Genomic DNA, 15,731 nt, shown 5'->3' with positions numbered 1-15,731 from the left:
ACGGCAGCTAGAATTTGGAGGAAAACAATATGCTGGTTAACGTGATTATAGGAATGATTATCCCCCTACTGTTAGGTTTATGGATCTTACGAGGGCATTATAGACTCATCGTTATCTATTATCCTCTTGGTGTAGCTCTATCTGCTTGTATTAACAGTGTCGGTTTTAATTTTTTCTGGAACATCCTCCCGAACACACGCAATCAGTCTTATGCTGCCCTTCCGATGGATCTTGGGATATATCCGATTGCAGGCTGTGTGATGATGTACATGATTCTGGTCAAACAAGCCAGGCCGTGGCTGTCTATTGTTGTTGCCGCACTCTTATTAACAGTAATCGAGTGGATCGGCAAAATGATGGGACATGTTGTTTATTTCAACGGTTGGAATATCTTCTGGACGTACTGGTCCTATTTTCTGCCGTTTGTACTTGCCTACGGTTACAGTAAACTGTTGAGGATAACGTCCCCGGACCATTCGGCTCCTGGTTCTAATTATTAAGGGAATGAAGATTCGGTCTGGCTCAATGAAAAATAATTAGTAGGTTAACATGCCTAGGCGTATGTGCATACTCTAACTCATCATGGTTATGGAGGGAATTAACATGTACGCAGAGTATCCTTATTTCTACAGAAAACCTTTTACACCTGTATGGGCAACATCCACTGCTGAAGCGTTGGAATTAATGAAATCGGCTGTTCAAGGCGAACGAAACGATGAAATGTTTTATGATGCGCTTATTCGCATGGCTCCTGATCCTTATCAAGCTGCTATCATTACAGGTATTCGTAATGATGAACGCGGACATAATCAAATGTTCAGAGAAATGTACAAGGATCTCTCGGGGCAAGAGATTATAGGTGTGAGCAGTGAAGCTCCCGAAAATGTCACTTCTTATCTTGCTGGCCTACAAAAGGCATTCCAAGGCGAACTTGCTGCGGTTGAGAAGTACAGAAGAATTTGGTTTGGTCTACCCTACGGAATCTACAAAGACACGGTGTGGGGTATTATTTTGGATGAACAAAAACATGCAGATAAGTACAATAATCTGATCATATATAATATGCCCAAATGATTGAAGGTTGCGTCTAATCGTTTGTTAAACCAACGTCAACTTCATAAACAACGTCAAAAAACCAGTAAACAGGATACTGTTTACTGGTTTTTTGACGTTATCTTTATCCTTCTGAAGAAAGTAGTATTACATACATTCTTTTATCATTCTGCTCTCTTGCTCGGGCTCCGGCTCAACGTGAACATGTACGGTATACACTTGATGTTCCTCCAGAAGTTCATTCTCCACATCGGTACAGATATCATGTGCTTGCTGCAAATCCAGATCTGCTTTGACCGTGATAACCACATCAACGACAGCATTACTTCCGTAATTGCGAGCTCTTACCTCTTTCACTGTCTCTACACCAGCGATCCCAGCAATCGTGTCCCGATATTCTTGAATTAGATCCACGTCGAAACCATCGGTAAGATGGTGCGTGGCTTCTCTGAAAATGTCCCATGCCGTTTTGCAAATGAGCAAACCAACGATAATCGCCGTTACAGGGTCCAGCCACGGTAAACCGAACTGAGAACCAATAATTCCGATGACAGCACCAATACTCACCCATGCGTCCGAGATATTGTCACGTGCGGCAGCCATTACAGCCTGACTTTTAATGCGAGTGGCCAGTCTTTTGTTGTATCGATAAACCAGAACCATGATACCTGCACAGAACACTCCTGTATACGCAGCAATCAGATCAGGGGATTCATGCTTGTCTTGAAATACAGAACCGAAAGCTTCGAACAAGACTTGCAGTCCCACCGCCATCATAATAAATGAAGCTACGAGCGACGCCACGGTTTCCGCTCTCCAGTGTCCATATGTATGATCTTTGTCTGCTGGACGTTGCGCAAACCTTAATCCAATGAATACCGCAATAGATGCAACAATGTCCGTCGCATTATTTAAACCGTCCGCTTTGAGTGCTTCAGAGCCAGCCATTGTACCAATGACCAGTTTCAGTGCAGTCAAACAGATATAAGCAATGATACTGATGATCGCCCCGCGTTCCCCTAGCTTTAGATTATCATATCTTTGTTGATCCACGTTCCGTTCCTCCTGCAATCTCTGACTCTCTAAACACTTGTATGATGGTATCATTGGACATTTGTGTGGGTCTAGAGAAACGTTTTGAGTATAAGCAAACATAGTCTGAGAGCGGCAAGAGTTTAATAATAGTCCAACAAAGTTGTGTATGGCAAACTCGTACTTTTCATATGTACAAAAGGTACATCTAACTATGAAATAGCCTTCCATAAACGAGATCAAACCTGCCGAAATGGCAGGTTTGAAAGGTACAACGTATAAGTCAGCTATCTTGCATTACGTTAATCCAGAAGGCTGTAAATTTGAATGCTCTCTACCTTCGCATCTTTGATATGAAACGACATGACATCTACGTAATTAGATGGTTCGTAACGGAAGTCATCCTCCTCGTCAGGTGCACCGTCACCGAGTAGTTTCCCCTCAGGGTACGTACTTTTGAGCGTCTCCAGGCTGTCGCCTGTTTTAATGTTCCGAGCTGTCACATACTTGGGATCTGTTATTTCGATATGAAAAATGGAGTCCTGTTTTCCCTCCGGTATGCTAATCGTTTTAATCTCCAGACCGGGATACGTATACACTTTTTCCGTAAAACCGATTAACGTGTCCATATTGGTTCCGTCATCAGCAGTGTACGTATGAGTTTTCAGGTTATCGGGTTTGCCCAGCATCTGTTCCATTTGCTCCTCATTCGCAATATCCGAGATGGCAATCGTATGTCCATTATATACAAATGCAAGCTCCTTCAGCACCACATTGCCTTCTTTCTCCATCGAACCTTCCTTAATGACTTCAGCACCCTCTTCTCCCTCAGAGATTTGAGTAGTTGGCTTACCCGAGTTTGTTGCTTCTTCACCCATGTTCTGTTTATCTGATGTGTTTTGTTCAGCCGACTTCTGCGCAGGCTCCGGAGATGTGGCATTACTGGACTGGCAGCCCGTTAGTGCCGTCGTAAGTATGAGACTGAGTAGAATAAAAACCGCCGTTTTATTTATTAATTTCATCATGATCCCTCCATAAAAGTGTGATTTGTTCTTATGAAGTGATTATAAAAAAAGCATTTGTTAGTCTTATAACAGAATTGTATCAATCTTGTAACGTTAACGATATCCGCACATGCTTATGAACGGGGCAGAACAATCGTAACGGTCGTCCCTTTTCCCAGCTCGCTTTCGATGTCAATATATCCATTAAACCGCTCCACTATCTCTTTGCAAATGGAAAGTCCAAGACCTGAACCGTTCGCTGTGCTAGCATTTTTCGCCCGATAAAAACGTTCCTGCACTCGCTCCAGCTCATCACTCGCAATACCGATGCCCTGATCACATACCCGAATAACCACCTCGCTCGAAGTATGTTCCATCTCCACTTCAATCTGCGACAGATCTCCTGAGTATTTGATCGCATTATCCACAAGATTGGCGAACGCATGAGACATCAGCATTACATTCACGTTAGCGTAGACTCTTGACATAGTACGCCCATCTTCCGCTTCCGACTCCGTTCTTCTGGTGATAATCTCGATCCCTTTATCCTCAGCCTTGGCTCTCATATTCGTGGCGACTTGCTGAATCAGTTCGTAAATTTCTGTCTTCTCGACTTCCAATTCCTTGGAATCAGCCTTATCGAATCGGGATAATAATAAGAGTTCATTAATCAAGCGGGTGAGCCGATCCGATTCTTGCATCAGATGAGCATATATTTTTTGCAGTTCCTGATTCTCGTTCTCCCCTTCATATAAATATTGAGAGAAGCCACGAATAGCTGCCAGTGGTGTTTTTAACTCGTGAGATACATTGGAGACAAATTGTTTCTGGTACTGGATATAATCATGAAGCTGCCGACCCATTTGATCCAATCCATCCGCGAGCATGCCTAACTCATCGTTACGCTTCAGATGAACCCGCCTAAACTCTCGTTTGGAGAAGCTTTGTGCAGCCCCGAGTAACATCTTGATCGGCTTTGTAGTATTTCTTGCAATCCACAGACTGGATAACGTAATGAGCACAATGAATCCGCCGGCACCTACAAACAGAATATAACGAATCTGATCCATCATGACATAAAAGTACGATATATCCTCCACGAACTCATACACATATGCATTTTGATAGTACTGATCCTGAATCGGCGTGGCAAAATATAAAAAATGATCTTCCGTTACGGTGTAGGCATAGCTACCACTAAGAGCTTTTTCAATATTTTTATCAAAAACAAGAGGTTTGCCATCATGAATGATGATGCCATCCACAGCTAAGCCCAGTAACTGCTTGGAGCTATCATAGATACGTACTTCCTTGCCTGAAGCTTTCAGCTTCTCCAGCGCAAGTCTGACAATCACCTTGGTCTCAGGCTCTCCTGACGAAGACCTATGCTGTGATAACACTTCACGAAAGGATAGCTCAGACAGATCCGCTTTCTCCATCATCTGTTTTTCGATGGTTATGAAACTGTAGTAATCAATCGCTTTATTAACTAGAAATATGATGATGCCAAAGGACAGTACAGAGAAAAACAAATAATTCAGTAGCAAGCGCGTTGCGTATTTCAGGTCTCGCCACCTCCAAGCTGATAGCCAAATCCATAGATGGTTCTAACATACTTCGGTTCGTCCGCATTGTCCTCCAGCTTCTTCCGTAATCGCATAATAGTCATATCCACACTGCGACTGTCTCCCATAAAATCATATCCCCAACCAATCTGCAGCAGTTCATCTCGAGTGAAAATTTTGTCAGGCCGTTTGAGCAGCGTTTCCAGAATTTTAAATTCTTTGGCCGTCAACGAGACAGGCATGTCGTTCTTTAGCACTCTTCTGTTTTCCAGGTCAAATGTCAGTTCTTCATGCATGATACGTGTAGGTTGCGCTACTGTCGCTTCACTTGTTTCCTTCCTGCTCTCGTTTCTTCTCAAAATCACCTTGATTCGTGCGAGTAATTCCCGATTATCAAAAGGTTTGGTCATATAATCCTCGGCGCCTAGCTCTAGGCCCAGCACCTTGTCGATCACTTCATTTTTAGCAGAGAGCATGATCACAGGAATAGTACGTTTCCCGGTAATTTCCTTGCATAAGTCATATCCAGAGCAGTCAGGCAGCATCAAGTCAAGTACCACCAGATCAGGCTCAAACGTTTCCAACTGTTTCAGGCCGGTTCTGCCATCTCCCGCCGTCTGCACATTGTAGCTTTCTCGTCTGAGTACCAGCTCAATCAAATCTCGAATGGCGACTTCATCATCAATAACGAGTATTTTCTTCAAAGGGAATCCCTCCCGTTCGGCATATCCGCACATTCCTTTTTAAATCAATTGTCGCGGAATGACTCAATGTATCTACTATAAACAATGCTTTGGCAAAAAAAAACATGTCTTCTAGGTTCAAGTTGCTCGGTCTGAACATAACATAAAGAATTCAACAGAAAGGAGACAAATACATGGATCTTATCTGGGTACTTATCGTTGGTGGTCTTATCGGTTGGTTAAGTGGGAGTCTGATTGGGCGTGACGTGCCGGGAGGCGTAATTGGAAATATTGTCGCAGGTTTTATCGGTTCTTGGCTAGGGACGGAGCTGCTTGGTGCAAGGGGGCCTGTCGTCGGTGGGTTTCATATCATTCCTGCGATTGTGGGAGCCATTATTGCGCTTCTGATCTTTTTCGCTCTGGCGCGTGGCGGTGCATTCCGAAAACGTTAATTCGAAGACGTTAAATGGTTAGAAAAGACTAAAAGCGATAAACCATTTTGATCGGTTTATCGCTTTTAGTCTTTTTATTTGAAACGAAGCAACATCTATATGTTGTTTTATTTATTCCATTTTTTAAACCACTGTTCCAATGCCTGAATAACCTGCTGGAGCTGCTCTTTTCAGTAGTCGTAGGCGCGTTATGTCCCTTCCGCAAGCCGTTAGTAATATTACAAGATACTTTGCTTATATTTATCGTTTGACATAGAATATGGGTGAAGGAGAGTGTCCGATTCTATGTCAGAGCAAGCACCCAAACGTTCGCGTGGTAGACCGAAGCAGACGAACAATGACATTTCCATACAACAGACGATTGTTTATACCGCATCTACTCTTTTTAAAGAATTCGGTTATGAGATGGTGACACTGCAACAGATTGGCAAAAAATGCGGTGTGTCCAAACCGACCATATATTATCATTTCGCGGGAAAATCGGATCTATTCAGAGCAGCGATGACGACGATGCTACAGAATGTTAGAAAGATTACTGCACACATGCTAGATGAGGCTGAACATCTGCAAGAAGGATTAATTCGATTAGCCGAGACTCGATTGGCGAATCCGCACGGAGAAATTGAAACCATGATGCGCGAAGCAGAGCCTTTGTTGGAAGAAGAGCAAATCCAAGCCATTCGTGAAGCGGAGCATCAGATCCATGAAGTATTGGCCTCCCATTTCAAACAAGCTATGGATCAGCAGTTATTTCGTGAAGAAGATCCGTTGTTTCTGGCAGAAGCGTTCTCAACCTTAATGTTAATGGGGAATCGTGAATATGATTGCCAGAAATATGAATCTCATCGCGTCTTGGCGGAGAAGATTGTACGCGTTTTTATCGAAGGTGTACGCATTGGATAACGTACGGTCATTAATTATCCTAGTCATTCATTTTCCTCACCAAAAACCCCCTGCACGTTAATAGAGGGTTTTTGGCTTAGTTTTGGCTTATCCTAAGCGATCAGCCTATTACGAATTAAACTGATGATTCGGATTCTTCACTTTTGATGGAAAGCACTTCACCAAAGTTAAAACAGATCGTATCGACATGCTAAGAACAGAGAGATATTTTTTTACAACAAAACTATGTATTCCTAATTAACCTTTCTTACACACACTAATGACTAACGGACTGGACGATTGAAACGCAGTCTGATCCCAGTTCGCATATTGGTTCTCTAGAATAAAACCTTGTTTCTTCAGCAACTGCTGAAGTGTCTTCACATCCGTAAATCGACAAGCGATTCGCGATGTTGTTTGGCGATGTCCCCAATCTCTAATGGTAACCCAGTGCATGATCTGCTTGGAAGCATCATAAGTCTGGGTTCCAGAAACTTTGACAGTAACACCATCTATATCAACAAACGTTCCCCAGCTCTCTTCTTCCTCATCCGTTAGATCATTGCCGTCGGGATTCCGCATTTCAAATACAAACACTCCACCTGGCTCCAGATGACTATACACCGTTTGTAACAAAGCCCTCTGATCCTCATCACTTAGAAAAGCCTGAAATGCATTACCTGTCAGAAAAATCATGGAAAAACGCTGTTCCGATTCAAATGTGCGGGCATCCGCTTGAATAAATGTCACGGGCAAGTCCTTCGCTTTGACGCGAGCATACGCTAGCATAGGTTCCATAATATCTACACCTGTAACAGGAATTCCACGTTCCGCCAGATACAATGCAACTAATCCTGTACCACAAGCCAGTTCCAATACTTGTCCTGAATGCTTTTTCGCCATTTCAAGAAAGAATTCATATTTGTCCGTTTCCCCGCCAAATTCCAAATCATAGTTCATCGGGTCCCGATACTCTTCTTGATTATTGTGATCAATCATTATATCTCACCTTATTCCCAAAAAGTGTATTTACAACAAAGAGTATAACACACTATAATAGTTTACATCGCGTAAAGGTTAACACACTGTAAACTGTTATTTTGTGTAATGTTGAAGAAGGAGAGATAAATATAGTCCTATGAGTTCACTGCCTAAATCGTCCCGCCTACCGATGTTTATTCTTATGTTGAATCTGTTCATAGCTTTATTAGGACAAGGAATGCTCATACCCATTTTGCCGGAGTATCTAAAGTTGTTTCATGCTGGAGGCACAGTTGCGGGCTTTTTGGTCGCCGCCTTTGGTGCAGCGCAATTTTTATTTTCGCCGCTGGGAGGACAATGGGCTGACCGCTTCGGACGTAAAAAGCTGATCTTGGCAGGAATGTTTCTTGTTGTCGTCTCTGATCTGATTTTTGCAGTCTCGGAATCGTTGCCGCTCCTCTATGTCGCTCGTTTCATCGGGGGGATTAGTCTAGGTCTGATGGTTCCAGCTAATCTAGCTTATGTTGCCGATATTACTACCCCGGAGACTCGTGCCAAGGGTATGGGTTATTTCGGAGCTTCAATGAATCTGGGAATGGTGCTTGGACCTGGGCTTGGGGGGTTCATTGCCGAGATGGGTGTGCGTATGCCATATTTCGTTGCTTCCGGTTTGGGGCTGGTTGCGGCCCTGCTTACTCTTCTGTTGCCGGAAACTCTTCCACCTGAGAAAAGAGCAATCTCTACTACGAAGAAAAAAGGCTTTAGCATAGGCGGACAAATCTGGAGTTCATTCAAGGTCCCCTATTTTGGTTATTTGTTGATTATTCTTGTCATGACCTTTGGTCTGATGAGTTATGAGACGGTATTCTCCCTTTTTGCTGAATATAAATACGGCTTTGATGCTTCAACCATCTCGATTATTATTACAATGGGAGCTTTGATCGGTATTGTGATCCAGATCTGGCTATTGGACATTTTCGTGAAACGATGGGGTGAGATCAAGCTTATTCGCTTGTCCTTAGTCATGACCCCGATTGCTCTTATGCTCATGTTAATCAAGGTTAATCTGGTATTCCTTTTGTTTGCATCTGCATTGTACTTTGCTTTTAATGCATTTTTGCGACCTACCGTTAGCTCACTGATATCTAAAAGTGCTGGGGACCGTCAAGGCTACGCATCCGGCCTGAACACGACATATTCCAGCTTGGGAACCGTCTTCGGTCCGCTGGTTGCTGGTCTGCTGTTTGACAAGAACGTGAACTTCCCTTATATTTTTGGCGCTATCATGCTACTTGCAGCATTATCACTTACGATACAAGCACAACGTCTCAAGAAAGGAAACCGATATGCAAGTGAATGAAAATTGGCATCAGCAGTTAAAAAGTCAGCACCGTGATCAACTGTTAGAATCAGGCCAGATGCTTTTTCTCAGGCACGGACTACATCAAGTGAAGATTAAAGATGTCTGTGAAGAGGCTAATCTTAGCCGAGTGACCTTTTATAAACACTTCCACTCTCTCGATGAGTTGCTGCTCACGATTCAGATGCAGTTGGTCGAGACATTGACGCTATCCGTCAGTCAGGCTGCCAATCCTGTTGTTAGTGGCTATGAGCAGCTTGAATCGATGCTGCATGCCTGGGTCCATTTTTCCAAATTGCATCCTGATCACATCCGTTTTATACAACTGTTTGATATTAATTTTGAAGCTTATCATTTTCAGCCGGATCTCAGAGATACGTATGAGCACTTTATCCGAGTCGGTAAGGAAAAACATTTTCTGCTGAACGCATTAACTACTGGAATTGCCGATGGCAGTATCCAGAACGCCACCCCACCGCTTAAACTGGCACAGTTCATTTTTACGGTCATGATGGGCATGCTTCAGAAGATGGTTACCCATAGCTCCCATGACCTGCATCCTTTGGATCATCAGATGTCGGAGCAGCTTGTTGATATGTTGCTGCAATATGCAAGTAGTGAAAATACAGGACATCAGAAATCTTCATCATAAAAAATGAAAAGAAGCCTTCCACCTCATGATTGCTTAGGAACAAAAGTAAATTCATGAAGAGGATTGGCTTCTTTCTTATTCAAAGAAGTGATCAGCTTATGCTGATGGCTATATTCGTATTGAGATAAAATAAAGCCGCTAGTTAGCGACTTTATAAGCAAACATTTTATATTCGTTTCTGTCCGATATCCTTCTCTCTACTTTAATTATAACGCTTTTTAAATTTTATAACAGACTGTTTTTTCGCCAATGCTTACACTATACTGCTAAATACAAATTGAAATAAGAAGAGGTGTATCCCTATGGATGACAATAAACAAATTTTAGATCCGGGTCCTTTTTTTCACGGGACAAAAGCTAAACTGAACATTGGCGATTTATTAGAACCACAATTTTTATCCAATTACCAAGACAAAAAATCGAATCACATCTACTTCACTGCTACATTAAATGCTGCCAAATGGGGTGCTGAATTAGCCAAAGACAGAGACGGATCGGATTCAAAGGAAAGAATTTATATCGTAGAACCTTTAGGAGATTTTGAAAATGACCCAAACGTTACAGATAAAAGATTCCCTGGGAATCCGACCCGTTCATATCGATCTAAATCACCGTTAAAAATTGTAGCTGAACTGGCTTCGTGGGAAAGGCACACCGATGAAGAGATTCATCATATGACTTCATCTCTGAAAAAATTAAGTGATGAAGGAAAAAACGTGATCTATGATTAATTCTCAATTCTAACCAGATCTTAATAGACCTTCTACGCTAAAATGATTATCCGGTCGGTTTCTGTGGTTCCCCTAGGGCATTATCTAGATACCGACTTGATCATTAGGATACAAATCCCACCAAAGATCGACAGTATAAATGACAGCATAAATATAGATGAGAACCCAATCTGGGAGATCATAAATGCAGCGATGACTGGCGCAATCGCCTGTGTCAACGTATTACCCAGGTTATATATACCCAGAAATAAACCAACACGATTTTTGTCAGGAATAACATTCAGATTCAACAAGTTGTCCAAGGAGTTCCATATCCCCATGCCTAGACCAGCCAGAAATGCATAAATAATAATTCCTGTATCATTTTGCAAAAAGTACAAACTGAGTGCACCAATACCGAGAGATATGGTAGACAATCCAACAGGATACTTCAATACGTTGAATTTGTCCGACAACGGTCCTGCTATAAATCCCATCAATATACCAAAAATCAGCATAATGATATTGATTAATTGAATGGACTGTTGTGTGGAGGTATTATCTTTATGCAGAAAGTCCGTCATAATGAACAGGAGATATCCCGTGACTGCAAAGTTTCCGATCCCTTGTGACAGCTTGCCGATTAGCGCCAAGTAATAGTCACGGCCTACAGACCATTTTGGAAAAACGGTCATTGCCTCTTTTATAGACAGTTTTTGGCGAGTCTGAGATTCCTGTATGTCTGTGTTTTCATGCAAATTGGACGGTTCGCGAGCGATAACAGCTGCAATAATCGTACCTACAAACGTAATGATACCAAAAATGATAAAACCCAATCGAAATTGACCCAAAAATAGGGCTGCCAGAATGGTAAAGCCGTTATTACCTAATGCCATACCTAGACCGCCGTAAGCAGATGAGGCAGACCCTCTTCCCCCTTCTGGTGCCAGATCAATCCACGCAACCATTGGTGCGACGATAAAGTTCAATGCAACTTGACCAATCATCCAGCTAAGGAGCAACATCGGTATATTCGGGCTCATGGAGGCAAAGATCATGGCTAACATAAATACGAATGATCCAGCTACAAGCCAAGGTGTTCTTTTACCAAAACGTGATCTTGTACGATCTGATAAATAACCGGCCGCCATATTGGATAACGCGGCTACAATCATACCGAGCGCTGAGAATAGCGCTAGAATATTAATTTTGTTAGCCGCATCGAGATGCTGAATCAGAGCTGGCAAAAATAAGCTCGAAGTGGCAATGTATGGCCCAAGCCAAGTAGCAGGTCCGATAATTAAACCTGGAATTAAACGTTTCAATGGAATTGTACGGGTACTCATGTCTTACGTCCTCTCTAGTTTCTAATCATTTTTTACGGAATAAAAATCAAAATCTGCATAGGAATCATGCTGATGGGCATCGACTGAGCCGATGAAGTTGAATAGTCCTGTAAAGCCGCCAATCTCGCCTGGTTCACCGTTAACGCCTTCATCTGACAGATACGAGACGTCGACACCTTCCACCAGCACCTGCCAGTCCAGATTTTTCTCAAAACGATATGAAATATTGGCAGTACCACTATGGTAAGTCAGCTTCAGCTCGGCTCGATGATCAGGCACATTCACCTGATGATGAACGTATTCAATGCGTTCTCCAAGTTTCGCCTGAAGGACCGTAAGAATCATACCTTTAGCGGATTCAGAATATGTCAGATGAGCATATAGCCAGTTATTCGAATCGTAATACAATCCCATACCTGCCGTTTCCGAATAATGATCAGCATGAAATTGCACATGAGTATGCAGTTCATATTGGAAAGAGGTAGCCCGTGTCGCCATAATAGCTGGATTTACTTGTGAAAACAGAGAGTTTTGTCCGTATATGCGTAAGTATCCTGGGCGTTCTGTTGTATTGACCCATTCCTCCGTCTGCTCCCGATAAGGAGTCATGAAGTGTAACTTGTGTTTCTTCTCATCAAAGTTATCAAACAAGTCATGGGAGAACGCGCCGGAGATGGTTATACCTGACATCCCCTCCGTTTCCATCTTAGCCAGATTGGAACCGTCTTTCATTTGCAGCCATCCATCTTCGGTCCACTCCATCTTCTGAATAGAAGTCTCTCGGCCCAGCGGATTCAGAAGCTTGTCCTCTAATGGACGCGACATCAAGTGTGCAATATACCACTCGCCGGTATGCGTTTCCACTAAAGAGCCATGACCCGCCTTCTGCATAATGGAATGAGGATTATACATCTCAAAATGCCCTGCGTCCGGATCACCAAGTGAGAACAAATGCCGCGGCGAAGATGTGATGATCGGTTCTCCCGACGGATGCGGTTCGTACGGTCCAAAGACATGTTTCGACCGACCAATCTCCACACCGTGTGCATACCCGGTACCGCCCGCTGCCAGAATTAAATAATAATAATCGTTATGCTTGTATAGTTGTGGTGCCTCAGCACATCCCCTAGTTGTGAAACCTTGGGTTACCCGATGCCAAGATCCGATAATTTTTCCGCGATCCAGATCTACCTCTGCAATGACGATATGTCCTGGAGCTTGGTACCCTGTGCGAATCTCCCATTCGAGAATCGATACATAATGTTTACCATCATCGTCGTGATATAGAGCTGGATCGAAACCGATGGAAGTGAGATAGACGGGTTCTGACCATGGTCCTGTGATATCCTCTGCCCACATGATATACGAATCCGCATTAAATTCACGTCCAGCCATATTGACCATATGGGAAAAGGTTAACCAATATTTTTGTGTATCAGCATCATAAGATAAATGTGGTGCCCAGATACCGGCTGGCGTATTCGTTCCACGCAGATTGATCTCACCTTTATTCAAAGCCGACCCGATCTGCTCCCAGTGAGCCAGATCCCGGGACTGAAACAGTTGAATTCCAGGATTCCAATGAAACGTAGATGTAGCGATGTAATACATTTCTCCAACACGAATAATAGACGGATCAGGAGCCATACCTGGTATAACTGGATTGATGATGTGATTCATATCTATACCCCCTTCAATTTTTTAAAAATAGCAGTACATACGATCAGACTAAAGCGATTCCAAATAAGCGCTTTCTTTTTATTGACATGTGATTTTACCCTTTTCAATCTGGGAGACTCCGGTTTATATTACATTGATCAAGCAACCAGCTTTGGCTATAATAACAGTGGCATTAGCTAGTTCACGGGCAATCCCTTGTCAGGAAAGCGGTTTCCCATCACTTGATTCATATTATAATCTCAATAAATCGAACAATTCGATTGTGTCATTACAGATTAATTTACCCTTATCAAAGGTGGGTTCAATTAAATGGAAATTAATATTCAAAATTATATTGGCTACAGAATGGACCTACTTCCCCGGATTGACTGGAATATCCGTTTTTTTGGCGCTCATAAACAAACTGTGCATCCTGGCTGGTCCATGACGAAGGAATATCACCATGCATTTGAAATTTTGATTGTACTGGAGGGTGTACAGGAAACAAGACTGGAGAACGAATCTTTTGAAGTGCATCAGAATGATATTCTTCTGATCCCTCCTGGATTCGAACACAAAAATAAGAACATTGCAAATGACTCCATGACGTATTTCTGTGCACATTTCGATGTAGATGAACCTGCGCTTCGTATGAAAATCATGAAAAATTGCGACTGGGTATACACCCCTTCCAATCCATCACATAGCCGATTAAGGGCTTGTATCCAGCAATGGCTTGATATCTTCAATGATCCGGATATGACCGTATCCAAAGCAAAACTTAGAGCACAAATCGTTCTATTTGAATTATTGGAAATCTTAATTGACCTGCAGCCTATGAACACAGAATCACATGCTAATCAGTCTATGACCACAGCCAAGCATGCCAAAGAAATAGCCGAAGCCATCAAAAGCCATTTCAGACAGCAGGTTCGGGAAAGGCATGGTAACACTGACTCTGATGTAGATGATACTGTTCATATTCAGCCGATCATTGCATCTTTAGGGATCAGTCCCAATTATGGACTGGAGATCTTTCAGAAAATTTATCATATGTCTCCAAGAAAATACTTGTCTGATCTGAAGCTACAAGAGGCAAAGGTGCTGCTGCACCAACCCGAGATATCGTTAACTGAAATTGCACTCCGTCTAGGGTATAAAAACCTTTCGCATTTTAGCAGGCAATTCAAAAAATGGACCCAGATGAGTCCAACTGAATTCCGTAAATTAAAATGAAGAAACCGCTCTTACGAGCGGTCTCTTTTTTCTCTATTTCCAAGATCATCATAGTAATATCGGATTAGAATATCCTGATCATAGTTGCCAAAACCTTTGCCAAACAGAGTTAGCCCTCCTCTTCCTGCTGCTCCTTCCTCAGGCTTCAATCCAAACGTCCAATAGGTGGCTGCTTGCAGACTCAGGTCCGCGATTGAAACAGGCGAGATTTGCTGTCCATCAATGAACGTACCTTGCTGGTTAATGCGAAGCACCTTCAGCACACCATACTGGTTGACGTCTAACTTCCACCAAAGCGGAGTATGCTTACCCTTTCGATCTCCAAAATCTCCCGGGCTTGTCCACGTCCCGAGGTCATGACCATTCAGTGTAAAACGAATATCGGAGGGCCAGTTTTCGTTGACCTTAGGCGCTTCGGAGCTGAGTTCAAGTGAGATTTCAATCTCCCGAAGAGGCTGATCGGTATTCAGATAGTTGGGAATTTTATATTCAAGAAAACCTCTTGCCATCCAAAGAATTCCGGCATTTACCCGCTCCGGGTCCATGAAGCAAGCTGGCATGTCATATTGTCCAATCATCCGAGTTGTCGTAGCAATTCCACAAGTTGGCCATGCTTCATAATCCGTATACTGCCCAACCGGAATAGATACTTCATGGTAAGACGTGTTGACGGGCTCGCGCGGCGATAGATGTATGGTCATGAACTCCTGAACGATAAAACAATATTTATAGGTGCCACCATTCTCCCTTTTCATTCGACTGCCCACAATTCCTGCCTTCTGTAGCTTGCTGACATGTGTACTCACAATGGCTTTGCTCAGATACAGCTCTTGAGCGAGCGCATTGATATGCATCTCTCTGTTGTGCAGCAGAAGCTGCACGATATTTAAACGAGCTTCACTTGCCAGCGCCTCATAGACAAGCAACGAAGATGCATCTGTTCCAAGCATCATACGACCCACATCCTTGATTTTTATCATTTTATATTAGTATCAAAAAAGTTATATTCGCTACACAGGATTCGCTATTTTGCGAACTGTGCATATTGATCTTGCTCTATATAATCGCATTATGATACATATTAGATAACAAATCAATGTTTTGATTTTGCTTTAA

The 15,731-nt window shown here is 42.8% G+C and carries 16 protein-coding genes; 8 read left to right on the top strand and 8 right to left on the bottom strand.

The genetic code is table 11. From position 1 onward, the window contains the following. The first annotated feature begins 29 nt into the window (after window positions 1-29). Together PQG66_RS06140 and PQG66_RS06135 are read left to right on the top strand one after the other, a co-directional pair. Complete coding sequence (locus tag PQG66_RS06140) at window positions 30-500, top strand: hypothetical protein (RefSeq protein WP_272036162.1); 471 nt, start codon at window positions 30-32, stop codon at window positions 498-500. A gap of 103 nt (window positions 501-603) precedes the next feature. Continuing rightward, complete coding sequence (locus PQG66_RS06135; RefSeq protein WP_272036160.1) at window positions 604-1,074, top strand: ferritin-like domain-containing protein; 471 nt, start codon at window positions 604-606, stop codon at window positions 1,072-1,074. A gap of 126 nt (window positions 1,075-1,200) precedes the next feature. Here the strand turns inward: PQG66_RS06135 and PQG66_RS06130 are convergent, their stop codons facing one another. The 4 genes from PQG66_RS06130 to PQG66_RS06115 form a co-directional block, all read right to left on the bottom strand. Next, window positions 1,201-2,106, bottom strand: coding sequence for a cation diffusion facilitator family transporter (locus PQG66_RS06130; protein WP_272036158.1), 906 nt, complete (start codon window positions 2,104-2,106; stop codon window positions 1,201-1,203). 281 nt (window positions 2,107-2,387) lie between these two features. After that, the gene (locus PQG66_RS06125; RefSeq protein WP_272036157.1) at window positions 2,388-3,110 is read right to left on the bottom strand and encodes a hypothetical protein; all 723 of its coding nucleotides are present in this window, start codon (window positions 3,108-3,110) and stop codon (window positions 2,388-2,390) included. A gap of 113 nt (window positions 3,111-3,223) precedes the next feature. Further along, a complete protein-coding gene (locus PQG66_RS06120) occupies window positions 3,224-4,636 on the bottom strand; it encodes a sensor histidine kinase (protein WP_272036156.1) in 1,413 nt (470 codons plus the stop codon). A gap of 14 nt (window positions 4,637-4,650) precedes the next feature. Further along, window positions 4,651-5,358, bottom strand: a complete 708-nt coding sequence (locus PQG66_RS06115) for a response regulator transcription factor (protein WP_272036155.1) — start codon at window positions 5,356-5,358, stop codon at window positions 4,651-4,653. A gap of 173 nt (window positions 5,359-5,531) precedes the next feature. On the opposite strand from PQG66_RS06115, the gene PQG66_RS06110 reads away from it, so the two are divergent. Both PQG66_RS06110 and PQG66_RS06105 read left to right on the top strand, forming a co-directional pair. Beyond that, the gene (locus PQG66_RS06110; protein WP_272036154.1) at window positions 5,532-5,789 is read left to right on the top strand and encodes a GlsB/YeaQ/YmgE family stress response membrane protein; all 258 of its coding nucleotides are present in this window, start codon (window positions 5,532-5,534) and stop codon (window positions 5,787-5,789) included. Window positions 5,790-6,074: 285 nt separating this feature from the next. Continuing rightward, window positions 6,075-6,692 (top strand): TetR/AcrR family transcriptional regulator, encoded by a 618-nt coding sequence (locus tag PQG66_RS06105; protein WP_272036153.1) that lies wholly within the window; start codon window positions 6,075-6,077, stop codon window positions 6,690-6,692. 237 nt (window positions 6,693-6,929) lie between these two features. On the opposite strand, the gene PQG66_RS06100 is transcribed toward PQG66_RS06105, so the two are convergent. Next, on the bottom strand, window positions 6,930-7,670 hold the full coding sequence (locus PQG66_RS06100; RefSeq protein ID WP_272036152.1) for a class I SAM-dependent methyltransferase: 741 nt from the start codon (window positions 7,668-7,670) through the stop codon (window positions 6,930-6,932). Window positions 7,671-7,809: 139 nt separating this feature from the next. On the opposite strand from PQG66_RS06100, the gene PQG66_RS06095 reads away from it, so the two are divergent. The 3 genes from PQG66_RS06095 (at window position 7,810) to arr (ending at window position 10,395) form a co-directional block, all read left to right on the top strand. Continuing rightward, complete coding sequence (locus PQG66_RS06095; RefSeq protein ID WP_272036151.1) at window positions 7,810-9,012, top strand: MFS transporter; 1,203 nt, start codon at window positions 7,810-7,812, stop codon at window positions 9,010-9,012. Next, a complete protein-coding gene (locus PQG66_RS06090; RefSeq protein ID WP_272036149.1) occupies window positions 9,005-9,664 on the top strand; it encodes a TetR/AcrR family transcriptional regulator in 660 nt (219 codons plus the stop codon). The genes PQG66_RS06095 and PQG66_RS06090 overlap by 8 nt, the downstream gene beginning before the upstream one ends. A gap of 302 nt (window positions 9,665-9,966) precedes the next feature. Next, on the top strand, window positions 9,967-10,395 hold the full coding sequence (arr, locus tag PQG66_RS06085) for an NAD(+)--rifampin ADP-ribosyltransferase (RefSeq protein WP_272036148.1): 429 nt from the start codon (window positions 9,967-9,969) through the stop codon (window positions 10,393-10,395). Window positions 10,396-10,475: 80 nt separating this feature from the next. Here the strand turns inward: arr and PQG66_RS06080 are convergent, their stop codons facing one another. Next, window positions 10,476-11,720, bottom strand: coding sequence for an MFS transporter (locus tag PQG66_RS06080; RefSeq protein ID WP_272036147.1), 1,245 nt, complete (start codon window positions 11,718-11,720; stop codon window positions 10,476-10,478). Window positions 11,721-11,741: 21 nt separating this feature from the next. Continuing rightward, on the bottom strand, window positions 11,742-13,400 hold the full coding sequence (locus PQG66_RS06075; RefSeq protein WP_272036146.1) for a family 43 glycosylhydrolase: 1,659 nt from the start codon (window positions 13,398-13,400) through the stop codon (window positions 11,742-11,744). Between the two features lie 309 nt (window positions 13,401-13,709). Here PQG66_RS06075 and PQG66_RS06070 point away from each other — a divergent pair, with 309 nt between their 5' ends. Continuing rightward, the gene (locus tag PQG66_RS06070; protein ID WP_272036145.1) at window positions 13,710-14,615 is read left to right on the top strand and encodes an AraC family transcriptional regulator; all 906 of its coding nucleotides are present in this window, start codon (window positions 13,710-13,712) and stop codon (window positions 14,613-14,615) included. Window positions 14,616-14,626: 11 nt separating this feature from the next. Here PQG66_RS06070 and PQG66_RS06065 read toward each other — a convergent pair whose 3' ends face one another. Further along, a complete protein-coding gene (locus PQG66_RS06065; RefSeq protein ID WP_272036519.1) occupies window positions 14,627-15,568 on the bottom strand; it encodes an ArsR/SmtB family transcription factor in 942 nt (313 codons plus the stop codon). Between the last annotated feature and the right edge of the window lie 163 nt (window positions 15,569-15,731).

Source organism: Paenibacillus sp. JJ-100 (genome assembly GCF_948329825.1).
Lineage (GTDB): Bacteria > Bacillota > Bacilli > Paenibacillales > Paenibacillaceae > Paenibacillus.
The sequence above is the reverse complement of the archived record's forward strand: the minus strand, read 5'-3'. Positions and strand labels throughout refer to the sequence as shown.

Coding starts and splice junctions, on each gene's coding strand:
- PQG66_RS06140 (WP_272036162.1), top strand. CDS start 30: ATGCTGGTTAACGTGATTATAGGAATGATTATCCCCCTACTGTTAGGT.
- PQG66_RS06135 (WP_272036160.1), top strand. CDS start 604: ATGTACGCAGAGTATCCTTATTTCTACAGAAAACCTTTTACACCTGTA.
- PQG66_RS06125 (WP_272036157.1), bottom strand. CDS start 3,110: ATGATGAAATTAATAAATAAAACGGCGGTTTTTATTCTACTCAGTCTC.
- PQG66_RS06110 (WP_272036154.1), top strand. CDS start 5,532: ATGGATCTTATCTGGGTACTTATCGTTGGTGGTCTTATCGGTTGGTTA.
- PQG66_RS06105 (WP_272036153.1), top strand. CDS start 6,075: ATGTCAGAGCAAGCACCCAAACGTTCGCGTGGTAGACCGAAGCAGACG.
- PQG66_RS06100 (WP_272036152.1), bottom strand. CDS start 7,670: ATGATTGATCACAATAATCAAGAAGAGTATCGGGACCCGATGAACTAT.
- PQG66_RS06095 (WP_272036151.1), top strand. CDS start 7,810: ATGAGTTCACTGCCTAAATCGTCCCGCCTACCGATGTTTATTCTTATG.
- arr (WP_272036148.1), top strand. CDS start 9,967: ATGGATGACAATAAACAAATTTTAGATCCGGGTCCTTTTTTTCACGGG.
- PQG66_RS06080 (WP_272036147.1), bottom strand. CDS start 11,720: ATGAGTACCCGTACAATTCCATTGAAACGTTTAATTCCAGGTTTAATT.
- PQG66_RS06075 (WP_272036146.1), bottom strand. CDS start 13,400: ATGAATCACATCATCAATCCAGTTATACCAGGTATGGCTCCTGATCCG.
- PQG66_RS06070 (WP_272036145.1), top strand. CDS start 13,710: ATGGAAATTAATATTCAAAATTATATTGGCTACAGAATGGACCTACTT.
- PQG66_RS06065 (WP_272036519.1), bottom strand. CDS start 15,568: ATGATGCTTGGAACAGATGCATCTTCGTTGCTTGTCTATGAGGCGCTG.